This window comes from Burkholderia cepacia ATCC 25416 (assembly GCF_001411495.1).
Lineage (GTDB): Bacteria > Pseudomonadota > Gammaproteobacteria > Burkholderiales > Burkholderiaceae > Burkholderia > Burkholderia cepacia.
In genome coordinates this window covers 1,379,745-1,396,125 of the sequence record NZ_CP012982.1, presented here as the reverse complement: position 1 = coordinate 1,396,125, position 16,381 = coordinate 1,379,745, and the positions used below count along the sequence as shown (strand labels likewise).

Annotated in this window: 18 protein-coding genes and 1 pseudogene; 6 read left to right on the top strand and 13 right to left on the bottom strand. The window is 67.8% G+C overall.

Annotated features, from left to right (window positions below; genetic code table 11):
• The first annotated feature begins 71 nt into the window (after positions 1–71).
• The gene (locus APZ15_RS23580) at positions 72–380 is read left to right on the top strand and encodes a DUF3817 domain-containing protein (RefSeq protein WP_027790418.1); all 309 of its coding nucleotides are present in this window, start codon (positions 72–74) and stop codon (positions 378–380) included.
• Entirely contained in the window at positions 377–778 is a 402-nt protein-coding gene (locus APZ15_RS23575) for a CopD family protein (protein WP_027790419.1), read from the top strand. Before APZ15_RS23580 ends, APZ15_RS23575 begins: the two co-directional genes overlap by 4 nt.
• Here the strand turns inward: APZ15_RS23575 and APZ15_RS23570 are convergent.
• From APZ15_RS23570 to APZ15_RS23560, 3 genes are all read right to left on the bottom strand, one after another.
• Complete coding sequence (locus tag APZ15_RS23570; RefSeq protein WP_027790420.1) at positions 765–1,367, bottom strand: hypothetical protein; 603 nt, start codon at positions 1,365–1,367, stop codon at positions 765–767. The genes APZ15_RS23575 and APZ15_RS23570 overlap by 14 nt on opposite strands.
• 216 nt (positions 1,368–1,583) lie before the next feature.
• Positions 1,584–2,972, bottom strand: a complete 1,389-nt coding sequence (locus APZ15_RS23565) for an NCS2 family permease (protein WP_027790421.1) — start codon at positions 2,970–2,972, stop codon at positions 1,584–1,586.
• 574 nt (positions 2,973–3,546) lie between these two features.
• Positions 3,547–4,224: a TetR/AcrR family transcriptional regulator gene (locus tag APZ15_RS23560; protein WP_027790422.1), complete on the bottom strand. Its 678-nt coding sequence runs from the start codon at positions 4,222–4,224 to the stop codon at positions 3,547–3,549.
• A gap of 48 nt (positions 4,225–4,272) precedes the next feature.
• Between APZ15_RS23560 and APZ15_RS23555 the strand changes: the two genes are divergently transcribed.
• Entirely contained in the window at positions 4,273–4,938 is a 666-nt protein-coding gene (locus APZ15_RS23555; RefSeq protein WP_027790423.1) for an O-methyltransferase, read from the top strand.
• 145 nt (positions 4,939–5,083) lie between these two features.
• On the opposite strand, the gene APZ15_RS23550 is transcribed toward APZ15_RS23555, so the two are convergent.
• From APZ15_RS23550 to APZ15_RS23525, 8 genes and pseudogenes are all read right to left on the bottom strand, one after another.
• Positions 5,084–5,602, bottom strand: a complete 519-nt coding sequence (locus APZ15_RS23550) for a DUF3455 domain-containing protein (RefSeq protein ID WP_027790424.1) — start codon at positions 5,600–5,602, stop codon at positions 5,084–5,086.
• 138 nt (positions 5,603–5,740) lie between these two features.
• Positions 5,741–5,950 (bottom strand): annotated as a pseudogene (locus APZ15_RS42620) (cyclase family protein); the annotation flags it as partial.
• A gap of 1 nt (position 5,951) precedes the next feature.
• Positions 5,952–6,098: a hypothetical protein gene (locus APZ15_RS42020; protein ID WP_196482337.1), complete on the bottom strand. Its 147-nt coding sequence runs from the start codon at positions 6,096–6,098 to the stop codon at positions 5,952–5,954.
• 19 nt (positions 6,099–6,117) lie between these two features.
• Positions 6,118–7,233, bottom strand: coding sequence for an alkene reductase (locus APZ15_RS23545; RefSeq protein WP_027790425.1), 1,116 nt, complete (start codon positions 7,231–7,233; stop codon positions 6,118–6,120).
• A 64-nt stretch (positions 7,234–7,297) separates the two neighbouring features.
• A complete protein-coding gene (dkgB, locus tag APZ15_RS23540; protein ID WP_027790426.1) occupies positions 7,298–8,104 on the bottom strand; it encodes a 2,5-didehydrogluconate reductase DkgB in 807 nt (268 codons plus the stop codon).
• A 151-nt stretch (positions 8,105–8,255) separates the two neighbouring features.
• Positions 8,256–9,212 (bottom strand): LLM class oxidoreductase, encoded by a 957-nt coding sequence (locus tag APZ15_RS23535; RefSeq protein ID WP_027790427.1) that lies wholly within the window; start codon positions 9,210–9,212, stop codon positions 8,256–8,258.
• A gap of 13 nt (positions 9,213–9,225) precedes the next feature.
• The gene (locus tag APZ15_RS23530) at positions 9,226–9,549 is read right to left on the bottom strand and encodes a MoaF-related domain-containing protein (RefSeq protein WP_027790428.1); all 324 of its coding nucleotides are present in this window, start codon (positions 9,547–9,549) and stop codon (positions 9,226–9,228) included.
• 28 nt (positions 9,550–9,577) lie between these two features.
• Positions 9,578–10,780 (bottom strand): MFS transporter, encoded by a 1,203-nt coding sequence (locus APZ15_RS23525; protein WP_027790429.1) that lies wholly within the window; start codon positions 10,778–10,780, stop codon positions 9,578–9,580.
• A gap of 101 nt (positions 10,781–10,881) precedes the next feature.
• Between APZ15_RS23525 and APZ15_RS23520 the strand changes: the two genes are divergently transcribed.
• Positions 10,882–11,826: a LysR family transcriptional regulator gene (locus APZ15_RS23520; protein ID WP_027790430.1), complete on the top strand. Its 945-nt coding sequence runs from the start codon at positions 10,882–10,884 to the stop codon at positions 11,824–11,826.
• 175 nt (positions 11,827–12,001) lie between these two features.
• Here the strand turns inward: APZ15_RS23520 and zwf are convergent, their stop codons facing one another.
• Positions 12,002–13,477, bottom strand: a complete 1,476-nt coding sequence (zwf, locus tag APZ15_RS23515) for a glucose-6-phosphate dehydrogenase (RefSeq protein ID WP_027790431.1) — start codon at positions 13,475–13,477, stop codon at positions 12,002–12,004.
• 201 nt (positions 13,478–13,678) lie between these two features.
• Here zwf and APZ15_RS23510 point away from each other — a divergent pair, with 201 nt between their 5' ends.
• Complete coding sequence (locus APZ15_RS23510; protein ID WP_027790432.1) at positions 13,679–14,257, top strand: TetR/AcrR family transcriptional regulator; 579 nt, start codon at positions 13,679–13,681, stop codon at positions 14,255–14,257.
• 153 nt (positions 14,258–14,410) lie between these two features.
• On the top strand, positions 14,411–15,286 hold the full coding sequence (locus APZ15_RS23505; RefSeq protein ID WP_027790433.1) for an SDR family NAD(P)-dependent oxidoreductase: 876 nt from the start codon (positions 14,411–14,413) through the stop codon (positions 15,284–15,286).
• Positions 15,287–15,506: 220 nt separating this feature from the next.
• Here the strand turns inward: APZ15_RS23505 and APZ15_RS23500 are convergent, their stop codons facing one another.
• On the bottom strand, positions 15,507–16,217 hold the full coding sequence (locus APZ15_RS23500; RefSeq protein WP_027790434.1) for an IclR family transcriptional regulator: 711 nt from the start codon (positions 16,215–16,217) through the stop codon (positions 15,507–15,509).
• Positions 16,218–16,381 lie beyond the last annotated feature (164 nt).

The window sequence follows — 16,381 nt, the reverse complement described above, 5'->3', positions numbered from 1 at the left end:
TGTCATTCTAGCCAATGGCTCGAACCCGCACCACGCGCGACAATCGCGGCGGATCAACCTGGAGCCTGCCGATGAAACAAGACGATCGCAATGCGTTGCGGAACCTGCAGTACCTGTCGTTGCTGGAGGCGACCACGCTCGTCGTGCTGGTGTGCGTCGCTGTGCCGCTCAAGCATCTGGCCGGTTATCCGGTCGCGGTATCGATCATGGGGCCGGTCCACGGCATCGCGTTCGCGATGTACGTGTGGGCGGTCGTCGGCACCGCATCGAGCGGGCTGTGGAGCAGGGGCGACGTCGCGCGGCTCGTGCTGTCGGCCGTCGTGCCGTTCGCGGGGCTGGCGAGTGCGGGATGGATCGCGCGCCGGAGGCACGCGCGATGATCTACCTGATGATGAAGACCGTGCACGTGGCGGCCGTCGTCACGTTCGTCGGCGGGCTGCTGATGCTGTCCGTCGGTGTCCGGATCGCGAACCTCGCCGTGCATCGCGCGGTGCGGCGCTGGGATCGCACGGTGACGGCGCCTGCCCTCGCGATCGTCTGGATCACGGGGATCGCGATCGCGCTGAGCGGTCACTGGTTCGGCGCGGCGTGGCTGTCGGTGAAGCTTGCGATCGTCGTCGCGCTGTCGGCGCTGCACGGCATGCTGGCCGGCACGCTGCGGCGCATGGAGCGCGACGATCTCGTCGTCGTGCCGACACCGTGGCTCGGGCAGGCGGCGGGCGCGGTCGTGGCCGCGACGGCGATCGTCGTCGGGCTGGTCGTGATCAAGCCGTTCTGACGAGTGCCGTTTCGACGGCCGCCAGCGTACGGCGCCGGATCCAGCCGCTTCCCAGCCGGATCGCGAGCCAGTACGGCGTGAGCAGCCAGCGCGTGCGCTCGCTCGGGCAGTGGATGAACGTTTCCGTGCGCAGCATGTGCGCGCCCGATGCGAGCCCGACGACCTCGAAGCGGAGCACCAGCTTTGCATCGCGCGGGTCGTCGTGCCGCACGAAGGCCGTTGCGTCGGCGATCGTTCGAACGTCGGGCGTGGGACGCCAGAAGCGGCCGACGAGGCCGAGCGACAGCGATGTGTCGTCGCGGTGGAGCAGCGTGAACGAGTCGAAGCCGAAGCGCGCGTGTTCGGAGCGGGCCGGCCCGTTGCGGAGCGCGCCGGCGACGGCGGCCGGGAATTCGCGCACCATGAGCAGTGTGTCGATGACGGGATCGGCACGCATGTCGAGCGACGCGACGGCGTCGATGATGCGCGCGGGCGGCGCGTCGATCGGCTGCGATTCATGCACTTCGTGGAACCCGAACGACGGGATGAACGGCGGCTTGCGCGCCGAGGTCCGGGTGCTCGATTCGGAGACGATGCCGAGCGCGTTCATCGCGGCTCCTGAAGGGGGCAAAGCGCGATCGTAGCACCGGGCGCGAATTTGCGTCGCGCCGTTTCCGCGACGCGCATCGTGCTGCACTGCACTCACAAAAAAAGCCTGGAAACTTGCGTTCCCAGGCCTGGAGACCATCAACGACGATGGTGGAGGAGACGATGTCGTCCCGATGCGCGCCGCCCTTCTGCAGGCGACGTCGCGCAGGTTTCGCGGTCAGATCGCCCAGCCGCCGAGATAGAACGTGACGAGCACGGCCGCGATGAGCACGGTGCCGACGTTCAGCTTGCGGAATTCGCCGCTGGCGATGCGGCCGATCACGAGCGTCGAGAAGCCGAGCATGATGCCCGTCACGATGTTCGCGGTCAGCACGATGAACACCGCGCACACGAGGCCCGACATCGCGTCGACCATGTCGTCCATGTGCAGCTTGCTCACGCTGCCGAGCATCAGCAGGCCGACGTACATCAGCGCGGGTGCGGTGGCGTACGACGGCACGAGGCCCGCGAGCGGCGAGAAGAACATCACGACGAGGAACAGCAGGCCGACCACGGCGGCCGCGAGGCCCGTCTTCGCGCCGGCGGCCACGCCGACGCTCGACTCGATGTAGGCCGCCGCCGGCGCGCCGCCGAGGAAACCGGAGAAGATCGAGCTGATCGAATCGGCAGTCAGCGCGCGGCCGCCGTTGATGATGCGGCCATTCTCGTCGAGCTGGCCGGCCTGGCCCGCGACCGCGCGGATCGTGCCGGTCGCGTCGAACACGGCGGTCATCACCAGCGCCAGCACGCTCGGCAGCACGGCCATCGACAGCGCGCCCTTGATGTCCATCGCGCCGATCAGCGATGCATGGCCCGGTGCGCTCAGCGACGGCAGCGCGAAGACGCCGTGGTACTTCACGGCGGGATCGAAGATCAGCCCGAAGATCGAGATCGCGATCACGACGAGCAGGATGCCGCCCGGCACGCGACGCTTCTCGAGGCCGAAGATCGCGGCGAGGCCGACGACGGACATGATCACCGGGAGGGCGGTGATCTGGCCGAGCGAGACCGGCAGGCCGGCGCCCGGGTTCTTGATCACGAGGCCGACGTCGTTCGATGCGATCAGCAGCAGGAACAGGCCGATGCCGATCCCGGTGCCGTGCGCGACGCCCACGGGCAGGTTGCGCAGGATCCACGAGCGCACGCCGGTCACCGAGATGCCGGTGAACATGAGGCCCATCAGGAACACGGCGCCGAGCGCGACCGTCGGATGCAGCCCCTTGCCGAGCACGAGGCCGAACGCGGTGAACGCGGTCAGCGAGATCGCGCAGCCGATCGCGATCGGCAGCTTCGCCCACAGGCCCATCAGCAGCGAGCCGAACGCGGTCGTGAGGCAGACCGCGACGAACACCGCGCTCGTGTCGAAGCCGGCCTTGCCGAACATGCCGGGCACGACGAACACGGAATAGACCATCGCGAGGAAGGTGGTGACGCCGGCGACGATCTCGGTGCGTTGCGTGCTGCCGCGCGACGAAATGCCGAAGTACCGGTCGATGACTCCCTGGGTGCCAAAGTCAGATTCTGCCGCGCCGACGTCGACCGTCGGCTGCACCGGGGTATCACTCATGAGCTTGCTCCTTTATCAGCATGCTGAAACGGCCCGTAGCGAACCGTCGTCAGGGTGTCTCGTATCTGGTTGGGATTTGTCGGCAACGTCGTGGGGACGAATGACGCGTGATGCGTGTCGTTACGTGCGAATCGAAACGATCGCGAGGGTGTCGCGTCGGACGACGCGTGGTGTGGTCGACCCCGTCACGTGTGCTTTGCCGTAGCGAAGGTTAGGCGAGCGGCCCATCACGTCCCATCGGGGGAAGTGCATGCAGCGCATGTCGCAGCGCTTATATCGGCGTGCAACCGGGCTCCGTCGCGACGACACGCGTGTATACGCCTAGTTCGAATCCGTTAAGGCGACTATTTGAATGCAGGGTCGACGGGCAGGGCGGGAGCGGGTGAGGCATTGAATCTTACTAATTGCTTTCATGAGGGGCGGTGCACGCGCATGAAAACGGCAGCGCGAGACGCGGTGCGCGGCCGTGCGCAGGCGGCACCCGGATGATACCGGTGCCGCACGCGGCTTGCGCTCGCACGTTCCGGCCCTCGTCGCTTCGGTCGCGCCGGTCGCGTCAGTCGCTTGGGTCGCGTCAGTCGCGTGCGAGATGCGCGAGGTACGCGCAGAACATGTCGGCCATCGCGGTCGAATAGGCGTCGATTTCCGCCGGCGTGCGCGCGGTTTCGGAGAACGCCTTGCCGCCCGACGTGAGCGTCGTCATGATCAGCTCGCAGGCGAGCGCATGCGTGGTGTCGGGCACGCCGGGCAACGCTTCGCGCATGAACGCGTTGAAGACCCGGTTGCCTTCGGCTTTCACTTCATGCGCTTCGGGGGCATTGCGATAGAGCGGTGCGGCGTCGTCGAGCGCGATGCGCATGCTCGCCTCGTCGCATTCCGACTGGACGAACGCATGGACGGCCGTGCGCAGTCGCTCGGGCGGCGTCTTCTGCGTGTCCTGCAGTATTCGGCACAGCATGTCGGACGTCTGCCGCCATTCGTCGTGCTGCAGCCGGAACAGCACCGATGCCTTGTTCGGGAAGTACTGGTACAGCGAGCCGACGCTCACGCCGGCGCGCTCGGCGACGCGCGCCATCGTGAAGCGCTGCGCGCCTTCGGTCGCCAAAACCTGAACAGCAGCCTGGAGGACGTCTTCGACGAGACGGGTCGAGCGCGCCTGCCGAGGCAGCTTGCGCGTGGCAATCGGGGCGTTTCGGCGGTCGGTCATGGGCGGTTGGCCAATGCGAATAGTAAAACCTGAATAGTTCGTCATATTCTAGTCGGGCGCACTGACGCACTCAACCTGACACCGGAGATCCGCATGACCACCCTGATTCACGACCCGCTGGCGTCGCTGCTCGCGCGCCTGTTCGACGAAGCCGAGGCGGCGTCGCCCGCGACGAGCCCGGCCTTCGCCGACCTGTCGCGCGACGAGCAGGCGCGGCTGATGCGCAGCAAGACGGACTACACCGATCTGTATGCGCGCCTGAAGGACTACCCGCTTCCCGTGTCGCGCGAGACGGGCACGCTGCTGTACATGCTCGCGCGCAGCGGCGGCGCGCGGGCGATCGTCGAGTTCGGCACGTCGTTCGGCATTTCGACGCTGCATCTCGCGGCCGCGCTGCGTGACAACGGCGGTGGCCGGCTGGTCACGAGCGAGTTCGAACCGTCGAAGGTCGCGCGCGCGAGGGCGAACCTGACGGCGGCAGGGCTCGCCGATCTCGTGGAGATTCGCGAAGGCGATGCGCTGCGCACGCTGGCCGCCGATCTTCCGGATTCGGTCGACCTGTTGCTGCTCGACGGCGCGAAGGGGCTGTATCCGGAGATCCTGGCGCTGGTCGAACCTCACCTCGGGGCGGGGGCTTTCGTCGTGGCCGACAACGCGGAATACAGCCCCGACTACCTCGCGTATGTGCGCGCGCCGGAAAACGGCTATCTGTCGGTGCCGTTCGGCGGCGATGTCGAGTTGTCGATGCGGATACGCTGAACGGGCGTAACGCGGGTGTCGACGCTGTCACGCTTGTGCGCATGAAAGACAGGAAAACTGAATGAATGGCGGCGTGGCGGCAGGAAGCGGGAAGATGCCCGGTGCCGGCGGCGCCGGGCGTTACCTCACGTCACGTCACCTCACTTCACTTCAGGAACACATAACGCGCGAAGTAAGGAAAGCGTCCGACCGCATGCTCGGTCGTGCACGTCGCGGCCGGCGGGGTGCCGCCCGCCGTGTCGAGCCGCTGCACGAAGCGCACGCCGGCAAGCGTGCCGGTCGTGGCCGGCGTGGCCGCGAGCAGCAGTTGAGGAACGCTGCCCGGGTGTGTGCCCGGCGCTTCCGCGAGCTTCTTGCCGGTGATGCGGCTGCCGTCGAGTGCCTCCCACGACGGGCCCGCGCCGTGCCGGACGACGAGCGTGCCGCCGGCATCGAACAGCAGGGCTTCGGGGTACTGGAATGCCCACGCGAGCCGGTGCCCGGCATCGTATTCGCATGCGTAGACCTGCATGCCGCTCGCGGTGGTCGACAGCACCGGCGTGGCCGGCTCGGGCGGCGCGAGGCCGGCGGCCTCGTCGGCATGCGCGGGCGCGGTGAGCGCCACGCAGGAAAGGCCGGCCGCAAGGGCCAGCAGCAGGTCGCGTGTCGGGGAACGGCTGGGCATGGCGGAGCGTCCTCTCAGGTCGGGTGACGGTCGTGTGGCGTCGATCTCGTCAACACTAGACGCCGATGGCGCAGGCCGCAACCCGGAAATGACAATCGCGGCGATAGCGGCCGCGATGGTCGGGGGGCGGAGGTGCGATCAGCGGATCGCAACCGGGTTGATGTTGACCTGCGTGGAGCCGACGTACAGCGGCTGGCCGAGCACGAACAGGAATTCCCGCGCCTTGTCGCGCACCAGCGCGCGGCTGTCGATCCGCTCCAGGTTGTAGATGCCGCGCTTCTCGCGCACGTACTGGTTGATCGGGAATTCATCCTGCGTGTGCGGATTCGGATAGACCTCCGACGCCCACTCACGTGTCGCCGCCGAACGCGTCGTTCGCGCCCTGGACGGACGGATACCGGTCGGCCGCGGGTGCGGCCGGCGCGGCGTGCGCCGCCCGGGCCGCCGCGAACGGCAGGATCGCGCCGAACGCGAGCCGGGCGAGCGTTGCTTTCATGCCGGACTGCGGTGAATCGTTACGCCGCGGCTTGCGCGAGTGTCGGGTAGTCGGTCAGGCCCTGGGCGCCGCCGCCGAACAGCGTGTTGCGGTCGTGCGGCGCGAGCGCGGCGCCGGTGCGCAGGCGTTCGGGCAGGTCGGGGTTCGCGACGAACGGGCGGCCGAACGCGACGAGGTCGGCCCAGCCGGCGGCGATCGCTTCGCGTGCGCGCTCGGCGGTGTACGCGCCGGCGTAGATCAGCACGCCCGGGTACGCGGCGCGCAGCTGCTGCTTGAATGCGACCGGCATCAGCGGCGCGTCGTCCCAGTCGGCTTCCGCAATGTGCAGGTAGCCGACGCCGAGCTCGCCGAGCAGCTTCGCGGCCGCGAGGTAGGTCGTTTCCGGATCGTCGTCGACGCAGCCGTTCAGCGTGGTCAGCGGCGCGAGGCGGATGCCGACGCGCGATGCGTCGCCGGTGCCTTCGATCAGCGCCTGCGTGACTTCACGCAGGAAGCGCAGCCGGTTCTCAAGCGAGCCGCCGTATTGGTCGGTACGCGTGTTCGCATTCGAATCGATGAACTGGTTGACGAGGTAGCCATTCGCGCCGTGCAGCTCGACGCCGTCGAAGCCGGCTTCGATCGCGTGGCGCGCGGCGGCGCGGTACTGGTCGACGATCTCGCGGATTTCGTCGACGGACAGCGCGCGCGGCTCGGATGCCTGCACGAAGCCCGGCGTGCTGCCGTCTTCACCGGCGATGAACACGTTCACGCCCTTCGCCTGGAGCGGCGACGACGATACGGGTTGCGCGCCGCCGAGCAGGCTCGTGTGGCTCAGGCGGCCGACGTGCCACAGCTGCGCGAAGATGCGGCCGTGCGCGGCATGCACGGCGTCCGTCACCTTGCGCCAGCCGGCGACCTGCGACGGCGTGTGAATGCCGGGCGTCCATGCGTAGCCCTTGCCGAGCGGCGCGATATAGGTGCCTTCGCTGACGATCAGGCCCGCACTCGCGCGCTGCGCGTAATACGCGGCCATCAGTTCGTTGGCTTCGTCGCCGGGCTGGCTGGCGCGCGAACGCGTCATCGGCGGCATCACGATGCGGTTCGGCAGCGTCAGCGCGCCGAATTGCAGCGGTTGGAAAAGCGGGTCCTGGGTCATGATGGAGTCCTGTCGGTGCCGCGGCCGGCTGGCCGCGGACGATTCGATTGAGAGAGCGGTGCGCTTAGTCCCACTTCGGCGCGAGGCCGGCCGGGTCGACTTCGCGGCCGTTGCGCTCCAGCGCGGCGATCTGCGCCATGTCTTCGTCGGTCAGGCGCAGCGTCTGCGCGAGCAGGTTGCTCGCGAGGTTCTCGCGCTTCGTCGACGACGGAATCACCGAGTAGCCGAGCTGCAGCGCCCACGCGAGTGCGACCTGTGCCGGCGTCGCGTCGTGACGCTGTGCGATCGCGCCGATCACCGGGTCGCCGAGCACCTTGCCGTACGCGAGCGTCATGTACGACGTCACGTGGATGCCTTCGGCATTCAGGAACTCGACGAGCTTGCGGTTCTGCAGGTACGGGCTCAGTTCGATCTGGTTCGTCGCGATCGCATCCTTGCCGACGGCCGCGATCGCTTCCTTCGTCAGTTCGATGTTGAAGTTCGAGATGCCGATCTGGCGCGTGAGGCCTTTCGACTTCGCGTCGGCCAGCGCGGTCATGAACGCCTCGATCGACACGCCGTTGCCCGGGGCCGGCCAGTGGATCAGCGTCAGGTCGACATAGTCGGTGCGCAGCTTGCGCAGGCTTTCCTCGAGGCTCGCGACCAGCTTTTCCGGTGCGTAGTTGTCGACCCAGATCTTCGTCGTGAGGAACAGGTCTTCGCGGCGCACGCTCGATGCGGCGATCGCTTCGCCGACTTCGGCTTCGTTGCCGTAGATCTGCGCGGTGTCGATCGCGCGGTACCCGACTTCGAGGCCGTTGCGCACCGAGTCGACGACCACCTGGCCTTGCAGGCGGAACGTACCGAGGCCGAATGCGGGAATGTTGCTCATCAAGTGCTCCTGAAAGGGGTGGAACGGTTGCGGTATGGAAGTCATTCTGGCGCTTGAGACTGATGAGATAAACGCCTTTAGAGGTCAAAAATATTTGATTTGAATTCAAATATCGGTCGTGCGGCGGGCTCGCTCGAGGCCGTTGCCGGCCTTATGCGGCGCGTGTCTGCGCGTTTGCCCTCGTCTTCGCGTGGAATGCCGGCAGCACGTCCGACGCGATCTCGGCCATCGTCTCGTCGAGCGGGCGGCGGTTGCGGCGGAAATGCAGGCCGATGTGCCGTACGCCCGCGTCGCGCATCGCCGCGAGTTCTTCCGTCAGCGCGATGCGTCCGGCGCGGGCGCCGAAGCGGTGGCGCTGCAGCGGCTCGTGCGGATCTTCCGCGAGGTCGAGGTGGATGAAGCTCACGTAGGGCTTGTCGCCGGCCACCGCGCGCCAGTTCGCGGCGCGCTGCGCATGGTCGGCCGGCGTGCCCGGATACGCGAGGCAGCCGTCCATGTGTTCGCCGATCCACGCGGGCGTCTGCTGGGCGAGACCCGCGACGAGCAGCGGCACCGGCGAGCGCGCGGCCGGCAGTACCTCGAGGCCCGGCGGCAGGTGCCCGCGTGCGCCGTCGCGCAGCAGCGCGACCTGGTCGCGGAAATTCGCGCCGCGCGACGCGAAGTCGCGGCCGAACAACGGATATTCGACCGGCCGGTCGCCGCTCGCGACGCCGAGCATCAGGCGGCCGCCGCTCAGTTCCTGGATCGTCGCGGCCGATTTCAGCGTCAGCAGCGGCTCGCGCAGCGGCAGCACGACGGCCGCCGTGCCGAGCAGGATGTCGTTCGTGATGCCGGCGAGGTAGCCGAGATACGAGAACGTTTCGAACACCTGCGCGGCGTCGCCGAACGACGGGTCGTACACCGGCACGTCGCGCACCCAGAGCGCGCGGAAGCCGAGCGTGTCGGCCAGCTGCGCAAGCTCCGCGTGGATCGCCAGGTCGGGCACGCCGGGGCGGCGGCCCTGTTGCTGGCGCTTCGCGTCGCCGGCCGGCGACCAGTCGTTGTCGAGCGGCAGTTCGATGCCGACGCTGAAGCCGCCGTCGGCGAGTTTCTCGAGTGAAGTGGACATGGTCGGGCTCCGTTCAGACCGCGCGCAGGCTGCCTTCGAGGCGGTAGAAATCGAGCGACGCCGCGGTGAAGAACGAGCGCGACGTGCCGGCGGCGAAATCGTCGACATGCACGACCGTCGCGCGGTCGGCTTCCTGCCACGAGATCGCGTAGGTTTCGCCGGCGACGTGCTGCCACGTGTATTCGACTTCACCCTTCGCGCCCGCGTACGGGCCTTCGGTGATCTCGTAGCGCATGTGGAGGCCGTCCTCGTCGTACGCGTTGAGCGCGGTGAGGCCGTCGTAACGGACTTCGAAAGTCTTGCCGGCGAACGGCGGACGTTGGGTCGATGCGTTCATGCTGGTTGGCTCCTGCAAAAAGTGACGTTCAATGGGCGAGTTCGACGGGTTCGGCCGTGCGTTCCGGCAGCCCGTGGCGGCGGTCGAGACGGCCGCTCAGCGCGGTGAGCGCGAACGCGCCGAGCGTGACGACGGCGGCGATCCACGGCGTGTGGCCGAGGCCGACGTTCGCGACGATCAGGCCGCCGAGCGACGAGCCGCCGGCCACGCCGAGGTTGAAGGCGGCGATGTTGAAGCCCGATGCGACGTCGGTGGCGTCCGGCGCGAAGTGGCGCGCCTGCTTGACGACATACACCTGCAGCCCCGGCACGTTGCCGAACGCGACCGCGCCCCATGCGAGCATCGTCAGCACCGCGAGCCATTTCACGTGGATCGTGAAGGTCAGCGCGAGCAGCACGATCGCGAGCAGCAGGAAGATCCGCTTGAGCGCCTTCACGGGGCCGACGGCATCCGCGAGCTTGCCGCCCCACACGTTGCCGAACGCGACCGACACGCCGTAGCCGACGAGCACGAGGCTGACCTGCGACGGCGTGAAGCCGGCGATCTGTTCGAGCAGCGGCGCCATGTACGTGAATGCGATCAGCGAGCCGCCGTAGCCGACGGCCGTCATCGCATAGACGAGCAGCAGGCGCGGCTGGGCCAGCACGCGCAGCTGGCGGGCGAGCGGCGCCGGCGGCGTCTGCGGCAGCCCGCGCGGCACGAACGCCACCGCGCCGAGGAACGCGACGAGGCCGAACAGCGCGACGATCAGGAACGTCGCGCGCCAGCCGAAGTGCTGGCCGATGAAGGTGCCGAGCGGAATCCCGGCGACGAATGCGACGGTCATTCCGCTGAACATCGTCGCGATCGCGCTGGCGGCCTTGTCTTTCGGCACGAGCGTGGTCGCGATGATCGAGCCGACCGAGAAGAACACGCCGTGCGCGAGGCCGGTGAGCACGCGCGCGACGATCAGCGATTCGTAGCTCGGCGCCTGCCAGGCGACGAGGTTGCCGACGGTGAAGAGCGCCATCAGCCCGGCGAGCAGCGTCTTGCGCGGCACGCGGCCGGTGAGCGCGGTGAGCAGCGGCGCGCCGATGGCGACGCTCAGCGCATAGAGGCTGACGAGCAGGCCGGCCGACGGCAGGCTGACGCCGAGGTCGGCGCCGATCGTCGGGATCAGCCCGACGATCACGAACTCGGTCGTGCCGATGGCAAAGGCGCTGATGGTCAGCGCAAGCAGGGCGAGTGGCATGATGGGATCCAGGTTCCAGTAAGGATGGATCGCAGTGTGCCGACTTTACTTTTGCGGAAAAACTGGTCTATAAACCAAATTGTTTTGATTTCAGATCAACAATGAAGATCACGCTAGACGAACTCCAGGCCTTTGCCGCCGTGGTCGACACCGGTTCGATCACCGCGGCGGCCCAGCAGCTCGACCTCACCGTGTCGGCCACGAGCCGCACGCTCGCGCGGCTCGAGGAGAAGCTGAAGACCACCCTGCTGCGCCGGACCACGCGCCGGCTCGAACTGACCGAGGAAGGGCGCGCGTTCCTGCAGGACGCGCGCGCGATCATCGAATCGGTCGAGACGGCGGAAGAGCAGATGCTCGCGCGGCGCGAGATGCCGTCGGGGCGGCTGCGTGTCGACGCGGCGACGCCGTTCATGCTGCACGTGATCGTGCCGCTCGTGCGCGGCTATCGCGAACGCTTCCCGAAAGTCGAGCTGGAACTGAACAGCAACGAGGGCATCATCGACCTGCTGGAGCGGCGCACCGACGTCGCGATCCGGATCGGGCGGCTGAAGGATTCGACGCTGCACAGCCGGCGCATCGGCAACAGCCGGCTGCGCATCTTCGCGAGCCCTGCGTATCTCGAAGCGCACGGCCAGCCGCGCAAGGTCGAGGAGCTCGGCAAGCACACGCTGCTCGGCTTCACGCAGCCCGAATCGCTGAACGTGTGGCCGATCCTCGGCGCGGACGGCGAAGCGTGCCGCATCGAGCCGGACATCTGTTCGTCGAGCGGCGAGACGTTGCGGCAGCTCGCGCTGGAGGGCGCGGGTGTCGTCTGCCTGTCGGATTTCATGACCGCGCAGGATCGCGAGGCCGGGCGGCTCGTGCAGGTGCTCGCGCGCCAGACGCTCGAGGTCGAACAGCCGATCAACGCGGTGTATTACCGGAATACCGCGATTTCGTCGCGGATCGCGTCGTTCGTCGATTACATGATCGAGGTGCTGGGCGGCGGGAGCGGCGGCAGCGATGCGCCGGCGCGGCGCAAGGCGGCGTGGATGGGGACGGTCTAGCCGGGGACGGCAGCATCGTTGCCGCCGGGCGCCGTTCCCGCGCAAGACAGCTCGACGGACTTCCTCCGGCCGAAGCGAACGGCGCGGAGGCGGGCGGTACGCGGCGGGCGCGCCGATGTGATCCGGCATGCCGACGGCGCGTGCGCCGCCGACATGCCGTCGCGTGCTGCGCGTCCTACGCTTCCTCGGACCACGACATCCCGTCGCGCGCGAGCAGCGCCGACGAAGCCGCGGGCCCGAACGTGCCGGCCGTGTACAGGCGCGGCCGGTCGCCGAGCTGCTTCCAGCCGTCGAGGATCGGCTCGACCCACGACCAGGCGGCTTCGAGCTCGTCGCGGCGCATGAAGTGCGTGAGGCGGCCGCGGATCACGTCGATCAGCAGCCGTTCGTACGCTTCCGCGCGCCGCTCCGGAATCGCCTGCTGCAGGTCGAGGTTCAGGCTCACCGGCACCATGTTCATGCCGCTGCCCGGCTCCTTCGCGAGCATCTGCAACTGGATCGACTCTTCCGGCTGCAACTGGATCACGAGGCGGTTGCCGTAATTGCGCGGGCCGGTCGGGATGATCGAGAACGGCATGTCCGCGAACTCGATCACGATTTCCGACTGGCGGCGCTGCAGCCGCTTGCCGGTGCGCAGGAAGAACGGCACGTTCGCCCAGCGCCAGTTGTTGATGTGCGCGCGCAGCGCGACGAAGGTTTCCGCGCGGCTGTCCGCCGGCACGTTGTCTTCCTCGAGATAGCCCTTGACCGGCTGGCCGTCGACCGCGCCGGCCGTGTACTGGCCGCGCACCGTGTCGCGCGCGACGTCCGACAGCGACATCGGCCGCAGCGAGCGCAGCACCTTCAGCTTCTCGTCGCGCACCGCGTCCGGGTCGAGCGACACGGGCGGCTCCATCGCGACGATGCACAGCAGCTGCAGCAGGTGGTTCTGCACCATGTCGCGCAGCGCGCCGGTATGGTCGTAGAAACCCGCGCGGCTGCCGACGCCGACCGTTTCCGCGACCGTGATCTGCACGCTGCGGATGTTCGGCGCCTGCCACAGCGGCCCGAAGATCGGGTTGCCGAAGCGCAGCACCATCAGGTTCTGCACGGTCTCCTTGCCGAGATAGTGGTCGATCCGGTAGATCTGCGATTCCTCGAAGTGCTTGCCGACCGCGTTGTTGATCGCCTTCGCGGACGCGAGATCGTGGCCCAGCGGCTTTTCGAGGACGACGCGCGAGTGCCTGTCGACGAGATGCGCGGCCGACAGGTTGTCGCAGATCGTTGTGAACAGCTCCGGCGACGTCGACAGGTAGAACACGCGGATCGCGTCGCCGCGCGCCGCTTCCGCGAGCCGCAGGTAGTCGTCCGGCGCGTTCACGTCGATCAGCACGTACTTGAACAGGTCGAGGAAACGGCTCCAGGCGGCGGGATCGAACGCCTTCTCGTCGATGAACGGGCGCGACTGCTCGTCCATGAACTTGCGATAGCCGTCGATGCCCCAGTCGCGGCGGCCGACCGCGATGATGCGCGTTTCCGGCGGCAGGTTGCAGTGCAGGTGCGCCATGTACAGCGCGGGCAACAGCTTGCGGGCGGCCAGGTCGCCGCCGCCGCCGAAGATGATCATGTCAACGGGCCGGTCGGCCGCGGTCTGGGTAGGCTGATTCGTCATGGGAGGTTCGCGTCTGAAACGGTGAGCGTGGAACGAACGTCGAGGCACAGGGCGCCGATACGCGAACGCACCCGTACGTGAAAACGCTAATAGTGCACGGTTTTGATGGATTGCGTATGGGTTCCCCCGGATGTAACAGGGCTTGCATTCCACATGATCGCCCCATTATGATTGAGCGCTCACTCATTAAAGGAATCGATTGTGGCCCGACCGCGCAGTCCCGACAAGCACGACGCCATCCTCGCCGCGGCCGCACGCGCGCTCGCCGAGGACGGCGCGAGCGCGACGACCGCGCGCATCGCCAGGCTGGCCGGCGTGGCGGAAGGCACGGTGTTCACCTATTTCGAGACCAAGGATGCGTTGCTGAACGCGCTCTACCTGAACCTGAAGGCCGGCCTGCGCGAGGCGATGATGACCGGGTTTCCGGAACACGCGTCGGCCGAGCAGGCGGTGCGGCATGCGTGGAACGGCTATGTGTCGTGGGGCGTCGCGAATCCGGACGGCCGGCGTGCGCTGCAGCAGTTGGGCGTGAGCGGGCGCATCGACGACGCGCATCGTGCGGCCGGCTCGGAAGGCTTCGGCGGGATCGGCGCGCTGCTGCGCGAACAGGTCGCCGCGTCGGGCGGGCTGAGCCGCGACGAAGCCCATGCGTTCTGCTCGGCGTTGTTTACGTCGATCGCGGACACCGCGATGGAATCGATCGCACGCGATCCGGCGCGGGCCGATGCCTACCGGGAAGCGGGGTTTCGCGCGATGTGGGCCGTGTTGCACACGGTGTGAATCAAGCATGGACGTCGGCGCGGCGCGTGCCGCGACGACGGGCGGGGCGTTTCAGGCAGGGCGATGCAGGTCATGAAGGATCGCTTCATCGTCCATATTAATGAGTGAGTAATCATTCATTTTCATCGATTCACCACGATCAAGGAGTGGAAAATGTCGAAAGTCTGGTTGGTAACGGGGGCCGCACGCGGCCTCGGGCGAGCGATTTCGGAAGCCGTGCTGGCGGCGGGCGACCGACTGGTGGCCGGCGCACGCGACCCGGCGCGACTGGCCGATCTGGCCGAACGGTATGGCGACCGCTTACTGCCGGTCGCGCTCGACGTCACCGACGAAGCGGCGGCGGAGCAGGCCGTCGCCGCGGCACGTGCCGCGTTCGGCCGCATCGACGTGCTGGTGAACAACGCGGGCTACGGCCATACGGCGCCGTTCGAGCAGATGGGCGCCGACGTGTTCCGCGATCAGGTCGAAACGAACCTGTTCGGCGTGATCAACCTGACGCGCGCGGTGCTGCCGACGATGCGCGCGCAGCGCGCGGGGCACATCTTCCAGGTGTCGTCGGTCGGCGGGCGGACGTCGACGCCCGGGTTGTCCGCGTATCAGGCCGCGAAGTGGGCGGTCGGCGGATTCAGCGACGTGCTCGCGAAGGAAGTCGCGCCGTTCGGCGTGCGCGTGTGCACGCTCGAACCGGGCGGGATGCGTACCGAATGGGCCGCGCAGGCGAAGCGCGACGTCGACGATCTGCTGCCCGACTATCAGCCGTCGGTCGGCAAGATTCTCGAGCTGCTCGGTGCGTATGGCGGCCACGAGATCGGCGATCCCGCGCGGATCGCGGCGCTGATCGTCGACCTGTCGCGCCGCGACGACGTGCCGCTGCGCCTGCTGCTCGGCGGCGATGCGCTGTTCGTCTGCGAGCAGGCGGAACGACAGCGGGCGGAAGAGGCGGCGCGGTGGCGCGACGCCACGCTGTCCACGCAGTTTCCGGACGCGAAGCTGCCGGATGGGCTGGATGCGCTCAAGGCGATCGAGTAAGGGCGGCCGTCGTCGCGGGCGGCGCGTCGAGCGTGCCGCCCGCGCAAGCCCGGTCGCGGGCCGGCGCGATCGATTTTCTCGGCGGAGCCGACGGGCCGTCGCGTCGCTGCGGCGATGCAGGCGTCATGCCGCAGCGCGCGGGCGTGGCGTGGGCGAACGTTTCCACCGTCAGGCGACGAACGGCTCGTCGGCTCGACCCCGACCTTTGCCGAAACGGCGATCAGATGCCGTAGACGTGCTCGCAGAGCGCGACGCTCGCCCCCAGCTTCCGGGAGAGATCGGCGGCCGCATCCAGTTGCGGCCGATCGAGCTCGCCCGACTCGTGCGCGACGCTGAGGCGGGATGCCGGACCGGAAAGCGTCAGCGCCGCCATGAACTTGTCGCCGGCGCCGAAGACCGGCACCGCGAACGCTGCCGTGTGCACGTCGCGCGCGCCCGCGGTGAAGAGGGGCAGCGCAGGCGGCTTGTCGTAGATCGGTTCGCCGAGCCCCCAGAAGCGGATCACGTGGCTGATGGCGGTGTCGTCGAGCGGCAGCTTCGTGCCCGCGAGGCGCGTTTCACGTAGACCTTCGGACGGCTCGACGCGAAACAGGCAAAGCCGCTGCCCGTTGTCGTGCACGTAGTACGATGCGCTTTCCTTCGTCAGCGCGGCCAGCGCATGCAGCGCCGGTTCCACCACCGTGGACAGATGGAAGGACTGCTCGTACAGCTTGCCGAGGTACAGCACGCGATGTCCGAGCGAATAGTTGCCGGATTGCGCGCGCACGACATAGCCCATTCGCTCCAGCGAATTCATCAGCCGATAGACCGTCGTCTTGTGCATGCCGGATGCCTGCGACAGCGTCGCGAGCGACTGCGATTCGGCGCCGGGCTTGAAGCAGTCCAGCAGCGCAAGCGCCTTTTCCACGGCAACGACCCCGTCGTTTCCCATTCTTTCTCTCCGGTCGACATTCACCTGGAATTGTACAGAGTAAAACGCTGGTTTACCACGTAAAAGGGTAAACGCCAGTGCCATGGCGTGCGTCGTCTGGTTATAGTGGTTTCACTATGTACACCAGTGTTGTACAGGGTACAACGAACAACTCGAGGTCGAAT

Excerpts from the sequence above, each read along its gene's own strand:
- APZ15_RS23580 (WP_027790418.1), top strand. The coding sequence starts at position 72 with ATGAAACAAGACGATCGCAATGCGTTGCGGAACCTGCAGTACCTGTCG.
- zwf (WP_027790431.1), bottom strand. The coding sequence starts at position 13,477 with ATGACGAATCAGCCTACCCAGACCGCGGCCGACCGGCCCGTTGACATG.
- APZ15_RS23520 (WP_027790430.1), top strand. The coding sequence starts at position 10,882 with ATGAAGATCACGCTAGACGAACTCCAGGCCTTTGCCGCCGTGGTCGAC.
- dkgB (WP_027790426.1), bottom strand. The coding sequence starts at position 8,104 with ATGAGCAACATTCCCGCATTCGGCCTCGGTACGTTCCGCCTGCAAGGC.
- APZ15_RS23575 (WP_027790419.1), top strand. The coding sequence starts at position 377 with ATGATCTACCTGATGATGAAGACCGTGCACGTGGCGGCCGTCGTCACG.
- APZ15_RS23505 (WP_027790433.1), top strand. The coding sequence starts at position 14,411 with ATGTCGAAAGTCTGGTTGGTAACGGGGGCCGCACGCGGCCTCGGGCGA.
- APZ15_RS23560 (WP_027790422.1), bottom strand. The coding sequence starts at position 4,224 with ATGACGAACTATTCAGGTTTTACTATTCGCATTGGCCAACCGCCCATG.
- APZ15_RS42020 (WP_196482337.1), bottom strand. The coding sequence starts at position 6,098 with ATGAAAGCAACGCTCGCCCGGCTCGCGTTCGGCGCGATCCTGCCGTTC.
- APZ15_RS23555 (WP_027790423.1), top strand. The coding sequence starts at position 4,273 with ATGACCACCCTGATTCACGACCCGCTGGCGTCGCTGCTCGCGCGCCTG.
- APZ15_RS23525 (WP_027790429.1), bottom strand. The coding sequence starts at position 10,780 with ATGCCACTCGCCCTGCTTGCGCTGACCATCAGCGCCTTTGCCATCGGC.
- APZ15_RS23565 (WP_027790421.1), bottom strand. The coding sequence starts at position 2,972 with ATGAGTGATACCCCGGTGCAGCCGACGGTCGACGTCGGCGCGGCAGAA.
- APZ15_RS23535 (WP_027790427.1), bottom strand. The coding sequence starts at position 9,212 with ATGTCCACTTCACTCGAGAAACTCGCCGACGGCGGCTTCAGCGTCGGC.
- APZ15_RS23530 (WP_027790428.1), bottom strand. The coding sequence starts at position 9,549 with ATGAACGCATCGACCCAACGTCCGCCGTTCGCCGGCAAGACTTTCGAA.
- APZ15_RS23550 (WP_027790424.1), bottom strand. The coding sequence starts at position 5,602 with ATGCCCAGCCGTTCCCCGACACGCGACCTGCTGCTGGCCCTTGCGGCC.
- APZ15_RS23570 (WP_027790420.1), bottom strand. The coding sequence starts at position 1,367 with ATGAACGCGCTCGGCATCGTCTCCGAATCGAGCACCCGGACCTCGGCG.
- APZ15_RS23545 (WP_027790425.1), bottom strand. The coding sequence starts at position 7,233 with ATGACCCAGGACCCGCTTTTCCAACCGCTGCAATTCGGCGCGCTGACG.
- APZ15_RS23500 (WP_027790434.1), bottom strand. The coding sequence starts at position 16,217 with ATGGGAAACGACGGGGTCGTTGCCGTGGAAAAGGCGCTTGCGCTGCTG.